Genomic DNA, 16,809 nt, shown 5'->3' with positions numbered 1-16,809 from the left:
GCATCGAGTCACGGCCGCTTGTGTGGTCATCCCCCATTTGGAAGTTGAGGCCTGGCATGCGGATTACTCAAGCGACCCTGGAACACCTGGACCTGTTGACCCCGTTGTTCGTCAAATACCGCGAGTTCTACGGGGCCTTGCCCTTCCCGGATTCATCGCGGGACTTCCTGGAAAAGCGCCTGCGCCGCAAGGAATCGGTGATTTACCTGGCCCTGGCAGATGATGACGACAAAAAACTATTGGGCTTTTGCCAGCTGTACCCGAGCTTTTCGTCGTTGTCGCTCAAGCGGGTGTGGATCCTCAATGACATCTACGTGGCTGAAGACGCACGCCGGCAACTGGTGGCGGACAACCTGATGCGCACGGCGAAAAAGATGGCCAAGGAGACCCATGCGGTGCGGCTGCGGGTGTCGACCAGCAGCGACAATGAAGTGGCACAGAAGACCTACGAGTCGATTGGGTTTCGCGAAGACACGGAGTTCAAGAACTACACACTGCCCATCAGCGAAGACTGAGCCCCGACAACACCAAAAATCCCTTGTGGGAGCGGGCTTGCTCGCGAAGGCGGTGGGTCAGTTATAAATAGTCTGACTGACCCACCGCCTTCGCGAGCAAGCCCGCTCCCACATTTAGATCGTGTACGCCAGAGAAACCACGACATCCCCCGCTACAAAACCAACACGCTTTTCACCTCTCAATCCGTATAATGCGGACCTTTCAGGGTTGTAAGAATTGCGGCATACACTTGTAGCCTTATTACCCGAGCTTCCGCACAGGCCTGCTGAGCCGGGCCATTCACACAGGTGCCATCCATGGATTTCAACCCGCTTGACCTTATCCTGCATCTCGACGTCTACCTCGACCTGCTGGTAACCAATTACGGTCCGTGGATCTACGCCATTCTGTTTCTGGTCATCTTTTGCGAAACCGGCCTGGTGGTCATGCCGTTCCTGCCGGGTGACTCGTTGCTGTTCATTGCCGGCGCCGTGGCCGCAGGCGGTGGCATGGACCCGGTGCTGCTCGGCGGCCTGTTGATGCTGGCGGCGATCCTGGGCGACAGCACCAACTACGTCATCGGGCGAACGGTCGGCGAACGCTTGTTCAACAACCCGAACTCGAAAATCTTCCGTCGCGACTACCTGCAAAAAACCCACGATTTCTACGACAAGCACGGTGGCAAAACCGTGACCCTGGCGCGTTTCCTGCCCATCCTGCGCACCTTCGCACCATTCGTGGCCGGTATCGCCAAGATGCCTTACCCACGCTTCTTCGGCTTCAGCGTATTCGGCACCATCCTCTGGGTCGGCGGCCTGGTGACCCTGGGTTACTTCTTCGGCAACGTGCCCTTTATCAAGAAAAACCTGTCGCTGCTGGTGGTGTTCATCATCCTGCTGTCCCTGGTGCCGATGATCATTGGTGTGTTCCGCAGCCGTTTTGGCCGCGCATCCTCCGAAGCCAAGCCGCAGTAACCGCATATGTGGTCCCTCAGCGCCTGGCGTCGCCGGCGCTTGCTGGCCAAGCACCCGATTGCCGATGACACCTGGCAGCGGGTGCGCCATCACCTGACCTTCCTCGACGGCATCAGCGCCGAGCAGGACCAGTGGTTGCGCGAAGCCTGCGTGGTGTTCCTCGCCGAAAAACACCTGACCGCCCTGCCCGGCGTCGAGCTGCACCAGGAACAACGCCTGCTGCTCGCCGCCCAGGCGCAATTGCCGCTGATGAACCTGGACGACCTCGACTGGTATCAGGGCTTCCATGAAATCGTGCTGTACCCCGACGACTTCGTCAGCCCGCAGCGCCATCGCGACAGCAGCGGCATCGAGCACGAATGGGACGGCGAACACAGCGGCGAAGCCTGGCAACAGGGCCCGGTGATCCTCGCCTGGCCCGGCGTGCTGGCCAGTGGCAACTGGGAAGGCTACAACCTGGTCATCCACGAACTGGCGCACAAGCTCGACATGCTCAATGGCGACGCCAACGGCCTGCCGCCGCTGCACAACGACATGCGCGTGCAGGAATGGGCCAGCGTGATGCAGACCGCCTACGACGACCTCAATCGCCAACTCGACGCCAACCCGGACGCCGAGACCGAGATCGACCCCTACGCCGCCGAAAACCCGGCTGAATTCTTTGCCGTCACCAGCGAATATTTTTTCAGCGCCCCGGATTTACTGGTCAGCCATTATCCGCAGGTGTACGCCCAACTCAGCCGCTTTTATCGCCAGGATCCCTTGGCCCGCCTCACCCAACTGCAAGCCAGCGACCCGCGTTATCAGCGACAAGGCGAATGACCGTACGACGTCTGGCGCATGGCATCGGCGTCAGAATGTGCCTATAATCGCCGCCACTTTTAGGCCAATCCGGCCATGTTTCATGGCCAATTAACGGGGGCAACGCCCAATGAGCTACAGCAAGATTCCGGCTGGCAAAGACCTGCCGAACGACATCTACGTCGCCATCGAGATTCCGGCCAACCACGCGCCGATCAAATACGAAATCGACAAAGACAGCGACTGCCTGTTCGTTGACCGTTTCATGGCCACCCCGATGTTCTACCCGGCCAACTACGGTTTCATCCCTAACACCCTGGCCGACGACGGTGACCCCCTCGACGTGCTGGTCGTAACCCCTTACCCGGTTACCCCTGGCTCGGTGATCCGCGCGCGTCCAGTCGGCATCCTGAACATGACCGACGACGGCGGCGGCGATGCCAAAGTCATCGCAGTGCCACACGACAAGCTGTCCCAGCTGTACGTGGACGTGAAGGAATACACCGACCTGCCGCCGCTGTTGCTGGAGCAGATCAAACACTTCTTCGAGAACTACAAAGACCTCGAAAAAGGCAAATGGGTGAAGATCGACGGTTGGGGCAACGCAGACGCCGCCCGTGCCGAGATCCTGAAGTCGGTCGCTGCCTACAAAGGCTGATACCCGCTCCTCATTGCCTCGGCAATTGAAAAAGCCCCGATCATTCGGGGCTTTTTTTGTGGGGAAAATTAAACGACAAGTTCAATTTTTTATAGCAAATGTTTAATTTCGGCATTAATCCGAAGTATCAGGCTACAACTAAGCAAAGACCTACATGAGCAACTCAACGCATGGTTTATTTGATCTGTTTTCCCGGTCAGTAAGCTTTGTGTTTATGAATACATCAGGTGATCGTTTAAAAGCGCTACTGCGGGAAGTCCATCTTTCCGCCTCCGACTTCGCCAAGAACCGCGGCGTCACGCCTCAACACGTGAACAACTGGTTCAAGCGCGGTGTACCCATGGGCCGACTCAACGAGATCGCAGAACTGCTGTGCATCTCCAGCCGTTGGCTGCGCACCGGCGAAGGCCCCAAACACCCACCGGCCAACTTCCTGCTGGAAGGCCCGACCACCCGTAAAGGACTGCCCACCATCCGCGAAGGAAGCGGCAAATACCTCACAGGCCCCGCCTGTCTCCCAGAAAAAATCGACGTGGAGATCGACCTCCACCCCTCATTCACCTCCACCGAACGCATCCGCGTCACCCTGCACACCCTCCAAGCCCTCAACGTCAACCCCGAGCGCGCCCTGGGCGCCTACATGGTCGACAACAGCATGATCGACATCATCCAACAAGGCGCCACCCTCGCCATCGACCGAGGCCGCACGCAAATCATCGACGGCGAGATCTATGCCGTCGAACACGACGGCATGCTGCGCATCAAATACCTCTACAACCGACCCGGCGGCGGATTGCGCATGCGTAGCCACAATGCCAACGAGCATCCGGACGAGTACCTTACGTACGAGCAACGGTTCGAGCAGAACTTCCAAATTGTGGGTTGGGTGTTCTGGTGGTCCACCCTGAATAACCGCCGCCCGCCCGTACCGCTGGATGAGCATTTGTTGGGTTGGGAAGGCTCTAAATCGGATCCAGAGGTGGGCAACTGAGGTGAATGTGGGTATCATGCGCCGCACATTTGGCAGGGGGTGGCGAAGGCTATCCACCCTGCTCGGCGATGCGGAGGAGTTCCCGCTGATGCCCCTACTATTCAGCCCGACGCAATGTGGGCTGAGCGATTTGAAGGCTGGTGAGGTTTGTCAAAAACAAGCTGAAGCAGTCCCCGAGAAGCCGGCCACAAGCCGGCTTTTTAATGCCTGTAAGAAACCCAAGTCAATTGCCCAACAGGCTGTTGGACAATTGAATGACCCAAAGCGGGCGGCTTAGCTAGACTGCATACACTCCACCGCCCGATCCGCCACCATCTTCGCCATCTCCACTAAATGCATCACCGCTCTCTGTGACGCACCCAGCGGTTCCCCAAGTACCTGCGACGTAGCCACCGCACACTGCAGCAACTCCGCCACACGCACCCAGGCATCCTCAAAGCTCAGTTCTTCATTAACAACAAAAGGGTTGGTTGCACGCGATGAACGTGAATCCGAATAAACGTTATCCATAGCAAAACCTCTAGCGGTAAGTGAATACCACCGTCCTTTCGCGACTAAACGAGCAGAGGTGGCGGCTGTACGCAGGTTAGTCGACCGGCCGCTAGGCACCGGCGCACCCGGAGGTGCCCTGCGCACAGCCACCATAAAGTGCAGGTGAGAAGACACCTGTCTTTGGGATGGCGCGTGCGCCTAGCGAGGTCCGGGCGACTAAACCCGATCACTGAATAATCCAGTGACGACCCGCAGCCTAGACACGCACTCCCGCTGGCGCAATGCGCTTGGGATTCTCTCGGAAACGTCCTTCAAATGAAAGAGACTGATACTGCTGGCCCTCAAACCATTGTCACCCCTGAGTTGACGGTATTACCGGTTTCACCCGATTTATCCCCCAGGCTCCACCCATTAATCTGTGCCCATGTTGAACGCAACGCCCAACCAACCTAAACAAAAAAGGATTCAACCATGAGCACTGCAACCTACAACCGCCTCAACAAAGACGACGCCATTGTTCTGCTGGTCGACCACCAGACCGGCCTGATTTCCCTGGTGCAGGACTTCTCGCCCAACGAGTTCAAGAACAACGTGCTGGCCCTGGCCGACCTGGCCAAGTTCTTCAACCTACCGACCATCCTCACCACCAGCTTCGAGCAAGGCCCGAATGGCCCGCTGGTGCCAGAGTTGAAAGAGATGTTCCCGGACGCGCCGTATATCGCCCGCCCAGGTCAGATCAATGCATGGGACAACGAAGACTTCGTCAAGGCAATCAAGGCGACCGGCCGTAAGCAGATCATCATTGCCGGTGTGGTCACGGATGTGTGCGTAGCGTTCCCGACCCTGTCGGCGCTGGCGGAAGGGTTTGAGGTGTTTGTGGTGACCGATGCATCGGGCACGTTCAATACCACGGTGCAGCAGGCGGCGTGGAGCCGGATGACGCAAGCGGGTGCTCAGTTGATGAACTGGTTCTCGGTGGCGTGTGAGTTGCACCGCGACTGGCGCAACGATATCGAAGGCCTGGGGAACCTGTTGTCCCAGCGCATTCCCAACTATCGCAACTTGATGAATGGTTACTCGGCGTTGACGGCGCGTAAGGACTAACTCAACTGCTGCACACACTAAGCCTGCCTTAAAACGCAGGCTTTTTTGGTTAACTAGCAATGCGCCATTAGCACACTCGCCCTAATTGTGACGGCACCGCCTCGCCACTAAAGTCCTTCGCTTATTTCGAGCCTCAAGGAAGGACGCTATTGAATACCTTAACCAAAGTCGGGCGCTGCCTGGCACTGCTGCCCGTCTTGCTGATCAGCACAACGTCGGTATTGGCCGATGAAGAAACACCGATCGGCGACTGGTCGATCATCTACGGCAGCGGCCGCGCCCATAAAAACGTGATGTATGTGGCCGACCGTACCTCCGTGGTGCCCTCGAACCACAACAAGGGCGCGAAGCTGGTGGCCGTCACGGTGGTGTATGAAGAACCGGGCAAGCCGATGATCGATGTGTACAACATTGAAGTGCAGTGCTCCACGCGCAAGGTGCGCTTGCTCAATGGGCAGTCGGTCGCGCCATTTTCCTACACCCTCACGCACTTGAAGGTCTCCAATACGTGGCAGACGCCGAAGGAGTTCTGGCTCGACCGCACGCTCGCGTATGTCTGCGAACCGGGCAAGAGCAAGGACACCATCGCCATGGGCAAGATGACCCACCTGCAGATGATCCAGACCACCAAAGCGATGTTCCAGCAATTGGGGCCGACTCAGGAGAAGAGCCAGATGATCGATGACCTCGACGACATGCTGGGCAACAAACGCTGAGCCACACTCACCGACAAGAAGGATTCACCATGCCTACATGGACAAGGCGGTTACTGGCTGGGCTCTTGTTGCCTGCGGTGCTGCTTATCAATGGGTGCCACCTGATTGCACAATCGCGATGGGAAGGCCGTGACGTGCAAGAGGCGCTGGATTTGTTCGGCAAACCCGACTCGATGAAGAAGCAAAATGCGCCCAATGGCGACACGCAGGTGGTGATGACTTGGCACAAGTCCTCTTCATGGACGACCACTGAAGCCGCCGGGACTTCAATGAATCACACCGGAAACGGGATGGTGTACACCGAGTATTACCAGCAGGTCGGGCACAGTTCGGATTGCAAGCTGGAAGCCACGGTGGATAAGACGAAGAAAATCGTGCTGTTCAGGATTGAGGATGGCCGGATCCTGCATGGCAAGTGCCTGAATGTGCCATTTGTGCCTGGGTATATTCCGCCGGGGTTTTGAGGCTGTCAGTCGGTTTTAACCCGCCAGCTCCCGCTCGATCTGCTCGATGCTTGGCAAGCTGGTTCGCAGTTCTGCGGGCAACGACTCAACCAGTTGATATTCCGCCACGCCAATCGGTCGGTTGTTATCGCGCAACGCATATTCGGCGACGACTTCGTTCTTGCTCTTGCACAACAGCAGGCCGATGGTGGGCCCATCTTGTGGATGTTTAAGCTGGGCATCGACGGCAGCCAGATAAAAGCTCAGCTTCCCCAGATGCTCGGGTTTGAACTTGCCGGCTTTCAGTTCGATGACCACGTAGCAGCGTAGCTTCACGTGATAGAACAGCAGATCGACAAAGAACTCATCGCCTCCGACATCCAGCAGTACTTGCTGGCCGACAAAGGCGAAACCGGCGCCCAGCTCCAACAAAAAGTCGGTGACGTGCTTGATCAAGGCGTTTTCTATGTCGCGCTCCTGCGCGTCCAGCGCCAGGCTGAGAAAGTCAAAACGGTAAGGGTCTTTCAGCGACTCACGCGTCAGGTCGGATTGCGGTTTGGGCAGGTGGGTCTCGAAGTTGCTGACGGCCTTGCCACTGCGTTCCAGCAGGCGGTTTTCGATTTGTATCACCAGCGAGTTACGCGACCAGTTGTTTTCAATTGCCTGGGTGATGTACCAGCGGCGGGTTTCGGGGCCGGGAAGTTTGTCCAGTAATGCCAGATGGTGGTACCAAGGCAATTGTGCAAGCACCTCTTGCACAAATTCAGCATCTGGCCACGCCTCGGCAAAAGCCCGCATGTACTTGAGATTACGTGGCGAAAAACCCTTCATTCGTGGAAAGGCCGCACGCAAATCCTGGGCAAGTCGATCTATGACTTTGCTGCCCCAGCCCTGCTCCGCCTGGCGGGTCAAAATGTCGTGGCCAATCTGCCAGTAGAGCAACACCAATTCCCGATTCACTGCCAGTGTTGCGCGCTGCTGCGCCGCATGAATACGGCCTTTCAGGTCGGTCAGCCAGTCACTGTAGCCCGCCGGTGGTGTGGTCAAGCCGATACAGGGTTCGCTCATGCCATTTCACTCTGGAGTTTTGAGGCAGGCTAGTCAGGCGCATTGACTGTCACAAGGGGCGAAGCGCGTTCCAGGAAGGACCTTTCAATCACTACAGAAACGTCGTGCTGGCCATTGCGGACTACTGACTTGACTCTCCCCTATACAGCAGCCTTTAACCTGAAACGCCCTGTTCAGGACCTCCCCCATGACCCCGCGTACCCTGGTGATCCTAGGCCACCCCTCCCGTTCCAGCTTTTGTTCAGCCCTTGCCGAAACCTACATCCAGGCCGCAAAAACCGCCGGCCATGAAGTACGTGTCCTACGCTTGGGCGACTTGGCATTCGACCCCGTGCTTCATCATGGTTACACCCAGATTCAGCCGCTGGAACCCGACCTGCTCAGCGCGCAATCCGACATTCTCTGGGCTACTCACCTGACCTTTGTTTTCCCGATCTGGTGGGGTGGCATCCCGGCGTTAATGAAGGGCTTTATCGACCGAATCTTCCTACCCGGTTTTGCCTTCAAATACCGCGCGGGCAAGGCATTCCCTGACAAACTGCTTCACGGCCGAACGGCACATTTACTGGTGACCCTGGACACGCCGCCATGGTATTACCGCTGGTTCTATCGCATGCCGGGCATTCACCAGATGCGCAAGACCACGCTGGGGCTTTGTGGTGTCAAGACTGCAAAGACGCTGCTGTTCGGGCCGGTGCTGGGCTCCACGGCGGCGCAGCGGGATACATGGCTGAAACAGGCCGGCGCTTTAACGGAGAAAAGGAGTTTTCATGTACATCGGCAAAGCCGCGCAGTTGTCGGGCACGACCATCAAGGCGATTCGTCACTATGAGGCAATCGGGCTGCTGCCTGCGCCACAGCGTCAGGGCCAGTACCGGGTCTATTCGGCGCAGAGCGTTGAGCTGCTGATGTTTATCAAGTGCGCGCAGCAATTGGGGTTCAAGCTCAAGGAGTTGCAGGAAATTCTTTCCGGCCACGTAGGCGATGCATTGCCTTGGGAGCGGGCGGATCAGGCAATCGCAGACAAGAAGCAGGAACTGGCCCTGAAAATTGCCGCGCTACAGGAAATGCACGTGGGATTGCAGACATTTGAAACACAGTTGAAAACATCACAAGAACAATGCTCGTTAATGGCGCAAAGATCCTGACCGGCGGTGAGCCGAATAAAATAGCTATTCGGCTCATTTGATGAGCCGAATAGGGCGTTTATTCGGCTCACAGCCTGAACACCATCCCCCACTCATTTGCCCAGAATCCCCATGTCTGCTAGTGTCGCGCCGGTTTACCGTCTACCGGAATAGCCGCCATGGCCCGCAAAAAAGTTGCACTCGATTTCGAACAATCCCTCGCCGACCTGCAAACCCTGGTTGAGCGTCTGGAGAACGGCGAGTTGTCGCTGGAAGACTCGTTGACAGCGTTTGAGCAAGGTATCGGCCTGACCCGCGACTGCCAGAGCGCGCTCGCGCAGGCAGAGCAGAAGGTACAAGTGCTGCTGGAACGCGACGGGGAGTTGGCCGAAGAACCTTTCGATGCGGAACAGCCGGAATGATCGACGCGTATCAGGCCAGTAGCCAAGCCCGGGTCAACGCGGCCTTGGAACCCTTGTTTGTTGCGCCAAGCCCCGAACTCAAGCGTCTTTACGAAGCCATGCGCTATAGCGTGATGAATGGCGGCAAGCGTGTGCGCCCGTTGCTGGCGTATGCAGCGTGTGAAGCCTTGGGCGCAACCGCCGAACAGGCGAATGGCGCGGCCTGTGCGGTGGAGTTGATCCACGCCTATTCCCTGGTGCATGACGACTTGCCGGCGATGGACGACGACGATCTGCGTCGCGGCCAGCCGACCACCCACAAAGCCTTTGATGAAGCCTGCGCGATCCTCGCCGGTGACGGCCTGCAAAGCCTGGCGTTCAGCGCACTGCTGGACCCGACGCTGAGCAGCGTGAATGCCGAGATCCGCTTGCGCATGGTCACGGCGCTGGCCGTGGCGGCAGGCCCGGCCGGTATGGTCGGCGGCCAGGCCATCGACTTGGGTTCGGTCGGCCAGAAGCTCGATCAACAAGCATTGGAATATATGCACCGCCACAAGACCGGCGCCTTGATTGAAGCCGCCGTGCACTTGGGCGCGCTGGCCAGTGGGCGTGCCGAAGCCGCTCAACTGGCGGCGTTGAAGACCTACGCGCTGGCCATCGGCTTGGCGTTCCAGGTGCAGGACGACATTCTCGACGTAGAAAGTGACACGGCCACCCTGGGCAAACGCCAAGGCGCCGATATTGCACGGGATAAACCGACGTACCCTGCGTTGCTCGGGCTGGAAGCGGCCAAGGCCTACGCCCTGGAACTGCGTGACCAGGCCCTGGACGCCCTGCGACCTTTCGACGCGGCAGCCGAGCCACTGCGTGACTTGGCGCGGTATATCGTCGAACGCCGGCACTGATAACGGCGGCCATTGCGGCCGCATATCGGCCAAGTTCAGCGCTCTGCGTGGGCAGTTCGCGATGCTTGAGGTAAACTGCCGCCTCTTCTATACCTATAACGATTCGCCTGATGCCCACGACGTTTCAAGAGATTCCCCGCAAGCGCCCGTCCACGCCCCTGCTTGACCGTGCTGTCACGCCGGCCGGCCTGCGTCGACTGGGTGAAGCCGAGCTGGAAACCCTGGCCGATGAGTTGCGCCTGGAATTGCTCTACACGGTCGGCCAGACCGGTGGGCATTTTGGTGCCGGCCTGGGCGTCATCGAGCTGACCATCGCCCTGCATTACGTGTTCGATACCCCGGATGACCGGCTGGTGTGGGACGTGGGCCATCAGGCGTATCCGCACAAGATCCTCACCGGTCGCCGCGAGCAGATGGGCACCCTGCGCCAGAAGGACGGCATTGCCGCCTTCCCGCGCCGCGCCGAGAGCGAGTACGACACCTTTGGCGTCGGCCACTCCAGCACCTCCATCAGCGCCGCGCTGGGCATGGCGATTGCCGCCCGCCTGCAAGGCAGCGATCGCAAGGCGATTGCGGTGATTGGTGATGGCGCGTTGACCGCCGGCATGGCTTTCGAAGCGCTCAACCATGCGCCGGAAGTGGACGCCAACATGTTGGTGATCCTCAACGACAACGACATGTCGATCTCGCGCAATGTCGGTGGCCTGTCCAATTACCTGGCAAAAATCCTCTCCAGCCGCACCTACGCCAGCATGCGCGAAGGCAGCAAGAAGGTGCTCTCGCGTCTGCCTGGCGCGTGGGAAATTGCCCGCCGTACCGAAGAATATGCCAAGGGCATGCTGGTACCCGGCACCCTGTTCGAAGAGCTGGGCTGGAACTACATCGGCCCGATCGACGGCCACGACCTGCCCACCCTGATCGCCACGCTGCGCAACATGCGTGACCTCAAGGGCCCGCAGTTCCTGCATATCGTCACCAAGAAAGGCAAAGGCTTCGCCCCGGCGGAAGTCGACCCGATCGGCTACCACGCCATCACCAAGCTGGAACCGCTGGACGCGCCTGCCGCCGCGCCGAAAAAGGCAAGCGGGCCAAAGTATTCCGGTGTGTTCGGCGAGTGGCTGTGTGACATGGCCGCCGCCGACCCACGCCTGGTGGGCATTACCCCGGCGATGAAGGAAGGCTCCGACCTGGTCGCGTTCAGCGAGCGTTTCCCGCTGCGCTACTTCGATGTGGCGATTGCCGAACAGCACGCGGTGACCTTCGCCGCCGGCATGGCCTGTGAAGGCGCCAAGCCGGTGGTGGCGATCTACTCCACGTTCCTGCAACGCGGGTATGACCAATTGGTGCATGACGTCGCGGTACAGAACCTCGACGTGCTGTTCGCCATCGACCGCGCTGGCTTGGTGGGCGAAGACGGCCCGACTCACGCTGGCAGCTTCGACTTGTCCTACCTGCGCTGCATCCCCGGCATGCTGGTGATGACGCCGAGCGACGAGAACGAACTGCGCAAGATGCTCAGCACCGGCCACCTGTACAACGGCCCGGCCGCCGTGCGCTATCCGCGCGGTAATGGCCCGAATGCCGTGATCGAGAAAGACCTTGAGCCTATCGAGATCGGCAAGGGCATCGTGCGTCGTCAAGGCAGCAAGACTGCGTTCCTGGTGTTCGGCGTGCAGCTGGCCGAAGCGCTGAAGGTGGCCGAGAAGATCGACGCCACCGTGGTCGACATGCGCTTCGTCAAACCCCTGGATGAAGCGTTGGTGCGTGAGATTGCCGGCAGCCATGAGCTGCTGGTGACCGTCGAAGAAAACGCCATCATGGGCGGTGCCGGCGCGGCCGTCAGCGAGTTCCTGGCGCGGGAGAACATCCTCAAGTCGGTGCTGCACCTGGGCCTGCCTGATGTGTACGTCGAACACGCCAAGCCGGCGCAGATGCTGGCCGAATGCGGGCTGGATGAAGCCGGTATCGAGGCATCGGTTCGCGAGCGCATGGCGTTGCTCGGCCTGTAACCCACGAAAGGTGGGAGCCTGCTCCCACCTTTGCTATGGATAGCCATGAAAAGCCTGCGCTTCGCCCTGCCCCTGCTGCTTTTGCCCGCCACTGATTTGCTCGCCGAGACGTTTGAGCGCGACGACGCTCTGAAACTCCCCAACGTAGTCATCAGCGCCAACCGCCAGGTCCAGGCCCGCAACGATAGCAGCGCCGCCAACACCATCTTCACCCGCGACGACATCGACCGCCTGCAACCTACCAGCGTGACGGACCTGCTCAGCCGCGTCCCGGGTGTGCAGGTCGCGCCGACCGGCGGCCGTGGCAGCCTGCCGGGGATTTATATCCGTGGCACCAAGTCCGCACAAAGCCTGGTGTTGGTGGACGGCCAGCGCATCGCCAATACCACCTCCGGCGACAGCGGCCTGCAGTACCTGAACGTCGACCAGATTGAACGGGTGGAAGTGCTGCGCGGCTCCCGCTCGGTGATCTATGGCAGCGATGCGATTGGCGGGGTGATCCAGGTATTTACCCGGCGTAATGCCGAGCAGGGCCTACAGCCGCGCCTGAAAGTGGGCTTTGGCAGCCACCAAACGTGGGAGCGCAGCGTCGGCCTGTCCGGTGCCGATGAACGCACACGTTTCAACCTCGGCGCGAGCCTGGATGAGACCGCCGGCATCAACTCGACACACACTTCGTTCCCCAGCGATGGCGACCATGACGCCTACCGCAACCAGTCCCTCAGCCTGAACCTCAGCCACGCCTTCAGCGATGAGTTGGAAGCCGGTTTCAATCTGTTGGATAACCGTGGCAAGTCGGAGTACGACAACAGCTTCGGCCGCTACGACGTCGCCACCGGGCAAACCGGTGGGCAAAAGCCCTACACCGACTACACCCTGAGCAGCGCCAGCGGTTACCTGGATGCCAAGCTCAACGAGCGCTGGCATTCGCGCCTGGAACTGGGCCACAGCGAGAACCGCGATACCAAGCGCGACACCCTCAGTGACGATTTCAGCGTGTTCAACACCTACCGCGACTCGGTCAACTGGCAGAACGATCTGACACTCAATGACCAGAACAGCCTGATACTCGGCGGCGACTGGTATGAAGACCGCCTCCATGGCTCTACCACCTTTACCGAGAACAGTCGCTGGAACCGCGCCGCCTTTGTGCAGCATCGCTTCCACGGCGAAGGGTTCTCCACCGAGCTGGGCCTGCGGCGTGACCAGAACCAACAGTTCGGCGGGCAGAACAGCTGGAGCGGCACCCTGACCTTGCCCGTCAACCCGGACAATGAACTGCTGCTCAGCTACAGCGAGGGCTTCCGCGCCCCGACCTTCAATGACCTGTATTACCCGGACGAATACGGCTTCAAGAACAGCAACCCGGACCTGAAGCCCGAAACCTCGAAAAGCTACGAGATGCAATGGCGCAGCCAACTCAGCAACACCAGCCGCCTGGAAGCTTCGCTGTATCGCACCGATATCCAGGATGCAATCGTGTTCGGCAGCGACGGCCCGCAAAACGTCAGTTCGGCGCGCATCAACGGTTTCGAGGCAGCACTCAAGCAGGAGCTGTTCGGCTGGGAAAGCAGCCTGGGACTGGCGATGATTGATCCACGAGACCGCGATTCCGGGCGTACGTTGGCACGTCGCGCCAGGCGCACGGTGAGCCTGGACCTGGATCGCCAGTTCGACCAATTCGGCGTCGGCGCCAGCTGGCAGGCGGTCAGCAGCAGCTACGACGACCCGAAGAACCAGCAGCCGTTGGGAGGCTATGGGTTGCTCGGGTTGCGCGCCAGTTGGGCGGTGAACCGTGAAATCGTGCTGAACATGAAGGTCGATAACCTCCTGGACAAAGCCTACAGCCGCGCGCTGTATCAGTATCAAGGCCAGCAATATGGCTACCGGGAAGAGGGCCGTGCGCTGATGGTCGGCGTGACCTGGACGCCGGACCTCTAGCGAGGCGCGATCACCTCACACAACCGCGCCACCGCCTCCAACATCTGCCCGCTCGGACGCTCCAGGCCTTTATCCGGCACCACGCGCACCCGTTCCGCCATCGCCGGCCAGACCTTCCAGGCCTCCTTCTGCGCTTGATCCCCGACCAGAATCAATTCGGGATCACGCTGCAACACCGATTCAATGCTCACCTGCGGCGCGGGCAACTTGAGGTCATCGAACACATTACGCGCGCCGCACACACTCAACGCATCGCTGATGATCTGCCCGCCGCCCACGGTATACAGCGGCTGGTTCCACACTTGGTAAAACACGCGCAATGGCTCGGCACGCTGATAGCGCTGACGCAGCTCCGCCAGGCGTTGGCGTAGCTGCGCGGCCAGTTGCCGGCCGGCTTCAGCACGGCCCAATTGCTCGGCAATGGCCTGGACCTGGGTAGTGAGTTGTTCAAGGCTATGGGGTTCAGCGACGTAGACCGGGATGTTCAGGCGCTGCAACTGCTCACGCTGGGCTGGGCCGACACTGCCGGGCCACAGCAGGATCAAGTCGGGCTTGAGGCTGAGCAGGCGTTCCATGTCCAATTGGCCGTAATGCCCCACGGACGCCACGTGCGCCAGGGCAGCCGGGCGCTCGCCGCCGTCGAGCACACCCACCAGCACGTCGGCGGCGCCCAGTTCAGCAACGATTTCAGACAGGGACGGCGCCAGGCTGACCACCCGCTCGGCCGCCAATGCCTGGGCACTCAACGCCAGCAGCAGGACCGCCAGCCAAGCACGCTTCATCCCAGTTGACGGGGGATGCGGTAGAGGTAGAACAGCACCAGCGTCGACAGTGCCAGCAGGAACAGCGGCACCGCCTCCAGGCCGACGAACACCGCCAGCGCGCCGATCCAGGCCGGAACCGCCGCCACCAGCAACGCCGTACGCCGACGGGCCGCCAGGGTGATCCAGGCAGCCGGTTCTTCGGGGGTATCGAGGGCTTTGGAGGTAGCGATCAACGCGTGTTTATAGCCGTTGAAGTAACGCAGGCTGAGAAACATCGAGGCCACGCCGGCAATGAAGAACGGCATGGCCAGCACTGGCAGCAAGGATTCGGCTTGGCCGAACACCAGGTTGATCACAAACAGGGGCAGCAGCGCCAGGGCCAGGTACTGCCACCAGTTGAAGGACAGTCGCCGTTTCACCTGGCCACGGGTCACGCGCGGTCGACCTCGCCTTGGTGCTCGTTGCCCATCATGTGGTCGAGCTTGCTGGCCTTGGTGGCCAGGTAGAGTTTGTTGTGCGGGTTGTGCCCGGTGTGCAGCGGCACGCGCTCAGCCACGGTGATGCCCATCTCGGTCAAGGCTTTGACCTTGCGTGGGTTGTTGGTCATCAAGCGCAGGGATTTGACGCCCAAGTGCTCCAGCATCGGCAGGCAGATCGCGTAGTCACGCTGGTCGGCGGCGAAACCCAGGCGCTCGTTGGCCTCGACGGTATCGGCGCCGCCGTCTTGCAGCTCGTAGGCGCGGATCTTGTTCATCAGGCCAATGCCACGGCCTTCCTGACGCAGGTACAGCAACACGCCACGGCCTTCACGGGCGATGGCCCGCATGGCAGCTTCCAGTTGCGAACCGCAATCGCAACGCTGACTGAACAGCGCATCGCCGGTCAGGCATTCGGAATGCACACGACCCAGCACTGGCGCGCCATCCGCGATATCGCCCAGGCTCAGCACAACGTGCTCGCGCCCGGTGGCTTCTTCGAGGAAGCCGTTCATGGTGAACGTGGCAAAAGGGGTAGGCAGCTTGGAAGCGGCGACGAAAACGACGGGCACCGTGTGCTCCTGATTTCAGTTTTTACGATGGCGGCCATTGTAACAGCAGGTTCCTACAGACGCTTAAGCTGAATTATCGCTGATAAAGATCAATAGGTTCGATTGGCCTTCGCCTTGGTTCTATGCAGGTCAGAACGGATACGGCTGTTTCCAGTGCTCGAAAATCGCCTTTAACTCGCCGCTTTTCACCAGCGCCGCCATGCGCTGGTCGAACACGACCATCAAGGCGCGACCTCGTTCGTTATCGGCAAACCCGATATAGAGCGGCAGTTCGGCGATGTGGGTCAGTGTGAACTTGGACGGGTCATCCGCCTGATTCAGCACGTACTTGGCCTCGGTCAGCGCATCGATGTAGAAGTCGGCCCGCGCGTGTTGCAGCATCGGCAAAATACCGTCGCGGCGCTCGATCTGGTTGAAGCGGTGCACATTGGGCAAGTACTCCTCGTACTTGTAGCCGCGCACCCAGGCCAGGCGGTAATTGCCCAGCGTGGCCACTGTCGGCGCCGGCGTGCTGGCCAGGCCGAGGGCGTAGATATGATCGGAATCGAAGTTCCAGTGGGGGTACAACACACCCGTGGCTTCATCGCGATAGGAACCGACCCAGCCATCCACCTCACCGCGCTGAGCCAGGCCGACCGATCGGGTGTAGGGTACGGAGCGGGTCTGCAGCGTGATTCCGGCGGGTTGGAACACCTGACGCAGCACGTCCCAGGCCAGGCCGCTGCCGTCTTTGTTGGTGTAGTCGTTCCACTCTTCACTGGCCAGCATGACCTTGCCGGGCACGTCCTGCGCCTGGACTAACGACGTAAAGGCACACAGCACTATCAGCAGCCAGCGGCGCACATCCATGGTGGCGACCTCCTACAGGGACT

Annotated in this window: 20 protein-coding genes; 14 read left to right on the top strand and 6 right to left on the bottom strand. The window is 59.8% G+C overall.

The window, feature by feature from the left end; genetic code table 11:
• The first annotated feature begins 56 nt into the window (after positions 1-56).
• The 5 genes from ACP7EW_RS26470 to ACP7EW_RS26450 all read left to right on the top strand — a co-directional run bounded on the left by ACP7EW_RS26470 (position 57) and on the right by ACP7EW_RS26450 (position 3,919).
• Complete coding sequence (locus ACP7EW_RS26470) at positions 57-515, top strand: GNAT family N-acetyltransferase (protein WP_038846327.1); 459 nt, start codon at positions 57-59, stop codon at positions 513-515.
• 297 nt (positions 516-812) lie between these two features.
• A complete protein-coding gene (locus ACP7EW_RS26465) occupies positions 813-1,469 on the top strand; it encodes a DedA family protein (protein ID WP_033898377.1) in 657 nt (218 codons plus the stop codon).
• A gap of 6 nt (positions 1,470-1,475) precedes the next feature.
• The gene (locus ACP7EW_RS26460; protein ID WP_426220972.1) at positions 1,476-2,291 is read left to right on the top strand and encodes a zinc-dependent peptidase; all 816 of its coding nucleotides are present in this window, start codon (positions 1,476-1,478) and stop codon (positions 2,289-2,291) included.
• 109 nt (positions 2,292-2,400) lie between these two features.
• Complete coding sequence (gene ppa / locus ACP7EW_RS26455; RefSeq protein WP_003219382.1) at positions 2,401-2,928, top strand: inorganic diphosphatase; 528 nt, start codon at positions 2,401-2,403, stop codon at positions 2,926-2,928.
• 214 nt (positions 2,929-3,142) lie between these two features.
• Complete coding sequence (locus ACP7EW_RS26450; RefSeq protein ID WP_038850071.1) at positions 3,143-3,919, top strand: LexA family transcriptional regulator; 777 nt, start codon at positions 3,143-3,145, stop codon at positions 3,917-3,919.
• 273 nt (positions 3,920-4,192) lie between these two features.
• Here ACP7EW_RS26450 and ACP7EW_RS26445 read toward each other — a convergent pair whose 3' ends face one another.
• Complete coding sequence (locus ACP7EW_RS26445) at positions 4,193-4,429, bottom strand: hypothetical protein (RefSeq protein WP_426220969.1); 237 nt, start codon at positions 4,427-4,429, stop codon at positions 4,193-4,195.
• A gap of 453 nt (positions 4,430-4,882) precedes the next feature.
• Here ACP7EW_RS26445 and ycaC point away from each other — a divergent pair, with 453 nt between their 5' ends.
• From ycaC to ACP7EW_RS26430, 3 genes are all read left to right on the top strand, one after another.
• Positions 4,883-5,515: an isochorismate family cysteine hydrolase YcaC gene (gene ycaC, locus ACP7EW_RS26440; protein WP_016978556.1), complete on the top strand. Its 633-nt coding sequence runs from the start codon at positions 4,883-4,885 to the stop codon at positions 5,513-5,515.
• 149 nt (positions 5,516-5,664) lie between these two features.
• Positions 5,665-6,231 (top strand): hypothetical protein, encoded by a 567-nt coding sequence (locus tag ACP7EW_RS26435; protein ID WP_426220968.1) that lies wholly within the window; start codon positions 5,665-5,667, stop codon positions 6,229-6,231.
• A 29-nt stretch (positions 6,232-6,260) separates the two neighbouring features.
• The gene (locus tag ACP7EW_RS26430; protein WP_314533545.1) at positions 6,261-6,695 is read left to right on the top strand and encodes a hypothetical protein; all 435 of its coding nucleotides are present in this window, start codon (positions 6,261-6,263) and stop codon (positions 6,693-6,695) included.
• Between the two features lie 15 nt (positions 6,696-6,710).
• Here ACP7EW_RS26430 and ACP7EW_RS26425 read toward each other — a convergent pair whose 3' ends face one another.
• Positions 6,711-7,742, bottom strand: coding sequence for a PDDEXK nuclease domain-containing protein (locus ACP7EW_RS26425; protein ID WP_426220967.1), 1,032 nt, complete (start codon positions 7,740-7,742; stop codon positions 6,711-6,713).
• Positions 7,743-7,929: 187 nt separating this feature from the next.
• On the opposite strand from ACP7EW_RS26425, the gene ACP7EW_RS26420 reads away from it, so the two are divergent.
• From ACP7EW_RS26420 to ACP7EW_RS26395, 6 genes are all read left to right on the top strand, one after another.
• Complete coding sequence (locus ACP7EW_RS26420; protein ID WP_426220965.1) at positions 7,930-8,574, top strand: NAD(P)H-dependent oxidoreductase; 645 nt, start codon at positions 7,930-7,932, stop codon at positions 8,572-8,574.
• On the top strand, positions 8,513-8,890 hold the full coding sequence (locus ACP7EW_RS26415) for a MerR family transcriptional regulator (protein ID WP_426220963.1): 378 nt from the start codon (positions 8,513-8,515) through the stop codon (positions 8,888-8,890). The genes ACP7EW_RS26420 and ACP7EW_RS26415 overlap by 62 nt, the downstream gene beginning before the upstream one ends.
• A 158-nt stretch (positions 8,891-9,048) precedes the next feature.
• A complete protein-coding gene (locus tag ACP7EW_RS26410) occupies positions 9,049-9,291 on the top strand; it encodes an exodeoxyribonuclease VII small subunit (RefSeq protein ID WP_003176346.1) in 243 nt (80 codons plus the stop codon).
• Positions 9,288-10,175 carry a (2E,6E)-farnesyl diphosphate synthase gene (gene ispA / locus ACP7EW_RS26405; protein ID WP_325440094.1) on the top strand — a complete coding sequence of 296 codons (888 nt, stop codon included), beginning with the start codon at positions 9,288-9,290 and terminating at the stop codon, positions 10,173-10,175. The genes ACP7EW_RS26410 and ispA overlap by 4 nt, the downstream gene beginning before the upstream one ends.
• A gap of 110 nt (positions 10,176-10,285) precedes the next feature.
• Positions 10,286-12,184, top strand: coding sequence for a 1-deoxy-D-xylulose-5-phosphate synthase (gene dxs, locus ACP7EW_RS26400; protein WP_038850094.1), 1,899 nt, complete (start codon positions 10,286-10,288; stop codon positions 12,182-12,184).
• Positions 12,185-12,229: 45 nt separating this feature from the next.
• The gene (locus tag ACP7EW_RS26395) at positions 12,230-14,125 is read left to right on the top strand and encodes a TonB-dependent receptor domain-containing protein (RefSeq protein WP_426220960.1); all 1,896 of its coding nucleotides are present in this window, start codon (positions 12,230-12,232) and stop codon (positions 14,123-14,125) included.
• Here ACP7EW_RS26395 and ACP7EW_RS26390 read toward each other — a convergent pair.
• The 4 genes from ACP7EW_RS26390 to ACP7EW_RS26375 all read right to left on the bottom strand — a co-directional run bounded on the left by ACP7EW_RS26390 (position 14,122) and on the right by ACP7EW_RS26375 (position 16,786).
• Positions 14,122-14,907 (bottom strand): cobalamin-binding protein, encoded by a 786-nt coding sequence (locus tag ACP7EW_RS26390; RefSeq protein ID WP_426220958.1) that lies wholly within the window; start codon positions 14,905-14,907, stop codon positions 14,122-14,124. The two genes, ACP7EW_RS26395 and ACP7EW_RS26390, sit on opposite strands and share 4 nt — an antisense overlap.
• Positions 14,904-15,323 carry a nuclear FMR1 interacting 1 family protein gene (locus ACP7EW_RS26385; protein WP_033897956.1) on the bottom strand — a complete coding sequence of 140 codons (420 nt, stop codon included), beginning with the start codon at positions 15,321-15,323 and terminating at the stop codon, positions 14,904-14,906. The genes ACP7EW_RS26390 and ACP7EW_RS26385 overlap by 4 nt, the downstream gene beginning before the upstream one ends.
• A complete protein-coding gene (gene ribA / locus ACP7EW_RS26380) occupies positions 15,320-15,937 on the bottom strand; it encodes a GTP cyclohydrolase II (RefSeq protein ID WP_016978544.1) in 618 nt (205 codons plus the stop codon). The genes ACP7EW_RS26385 and ribA overlap by 4 nt, the downstream gene beginning before the upstream one ends.
• Positions 15,938-16,066: 129 nt before the next feature.
• Entirely contained in the window at positions 16,067-16,786 is a 720-nt protein-coding gene (locus ACP7EW_RS26375) for a substrate-binding periplasmic protein (RefSeq protein WP_269132128.1), read from the bottom strand.
• Between the last annotated feature and the right edge of the window lie 23 nt (positions 16,787-16,809).

Origin of the sequence: Pseudomonas sp. DWRC2-2, from assembly GCF_049897885.1 — a bacterium.
Classification (GTDB): Bacteria; Pseudomonadota; Gammaproteobacteria; order Pseudomonadales; family Pseudomonadaceae; genus Aquipseudomonas; species Aquipseudomonas azotoformans_A.
Note: the sequence above shows the minus strand (reverse complement) of the source record. Positions and strands in the feature narration are given on the sequence as shown.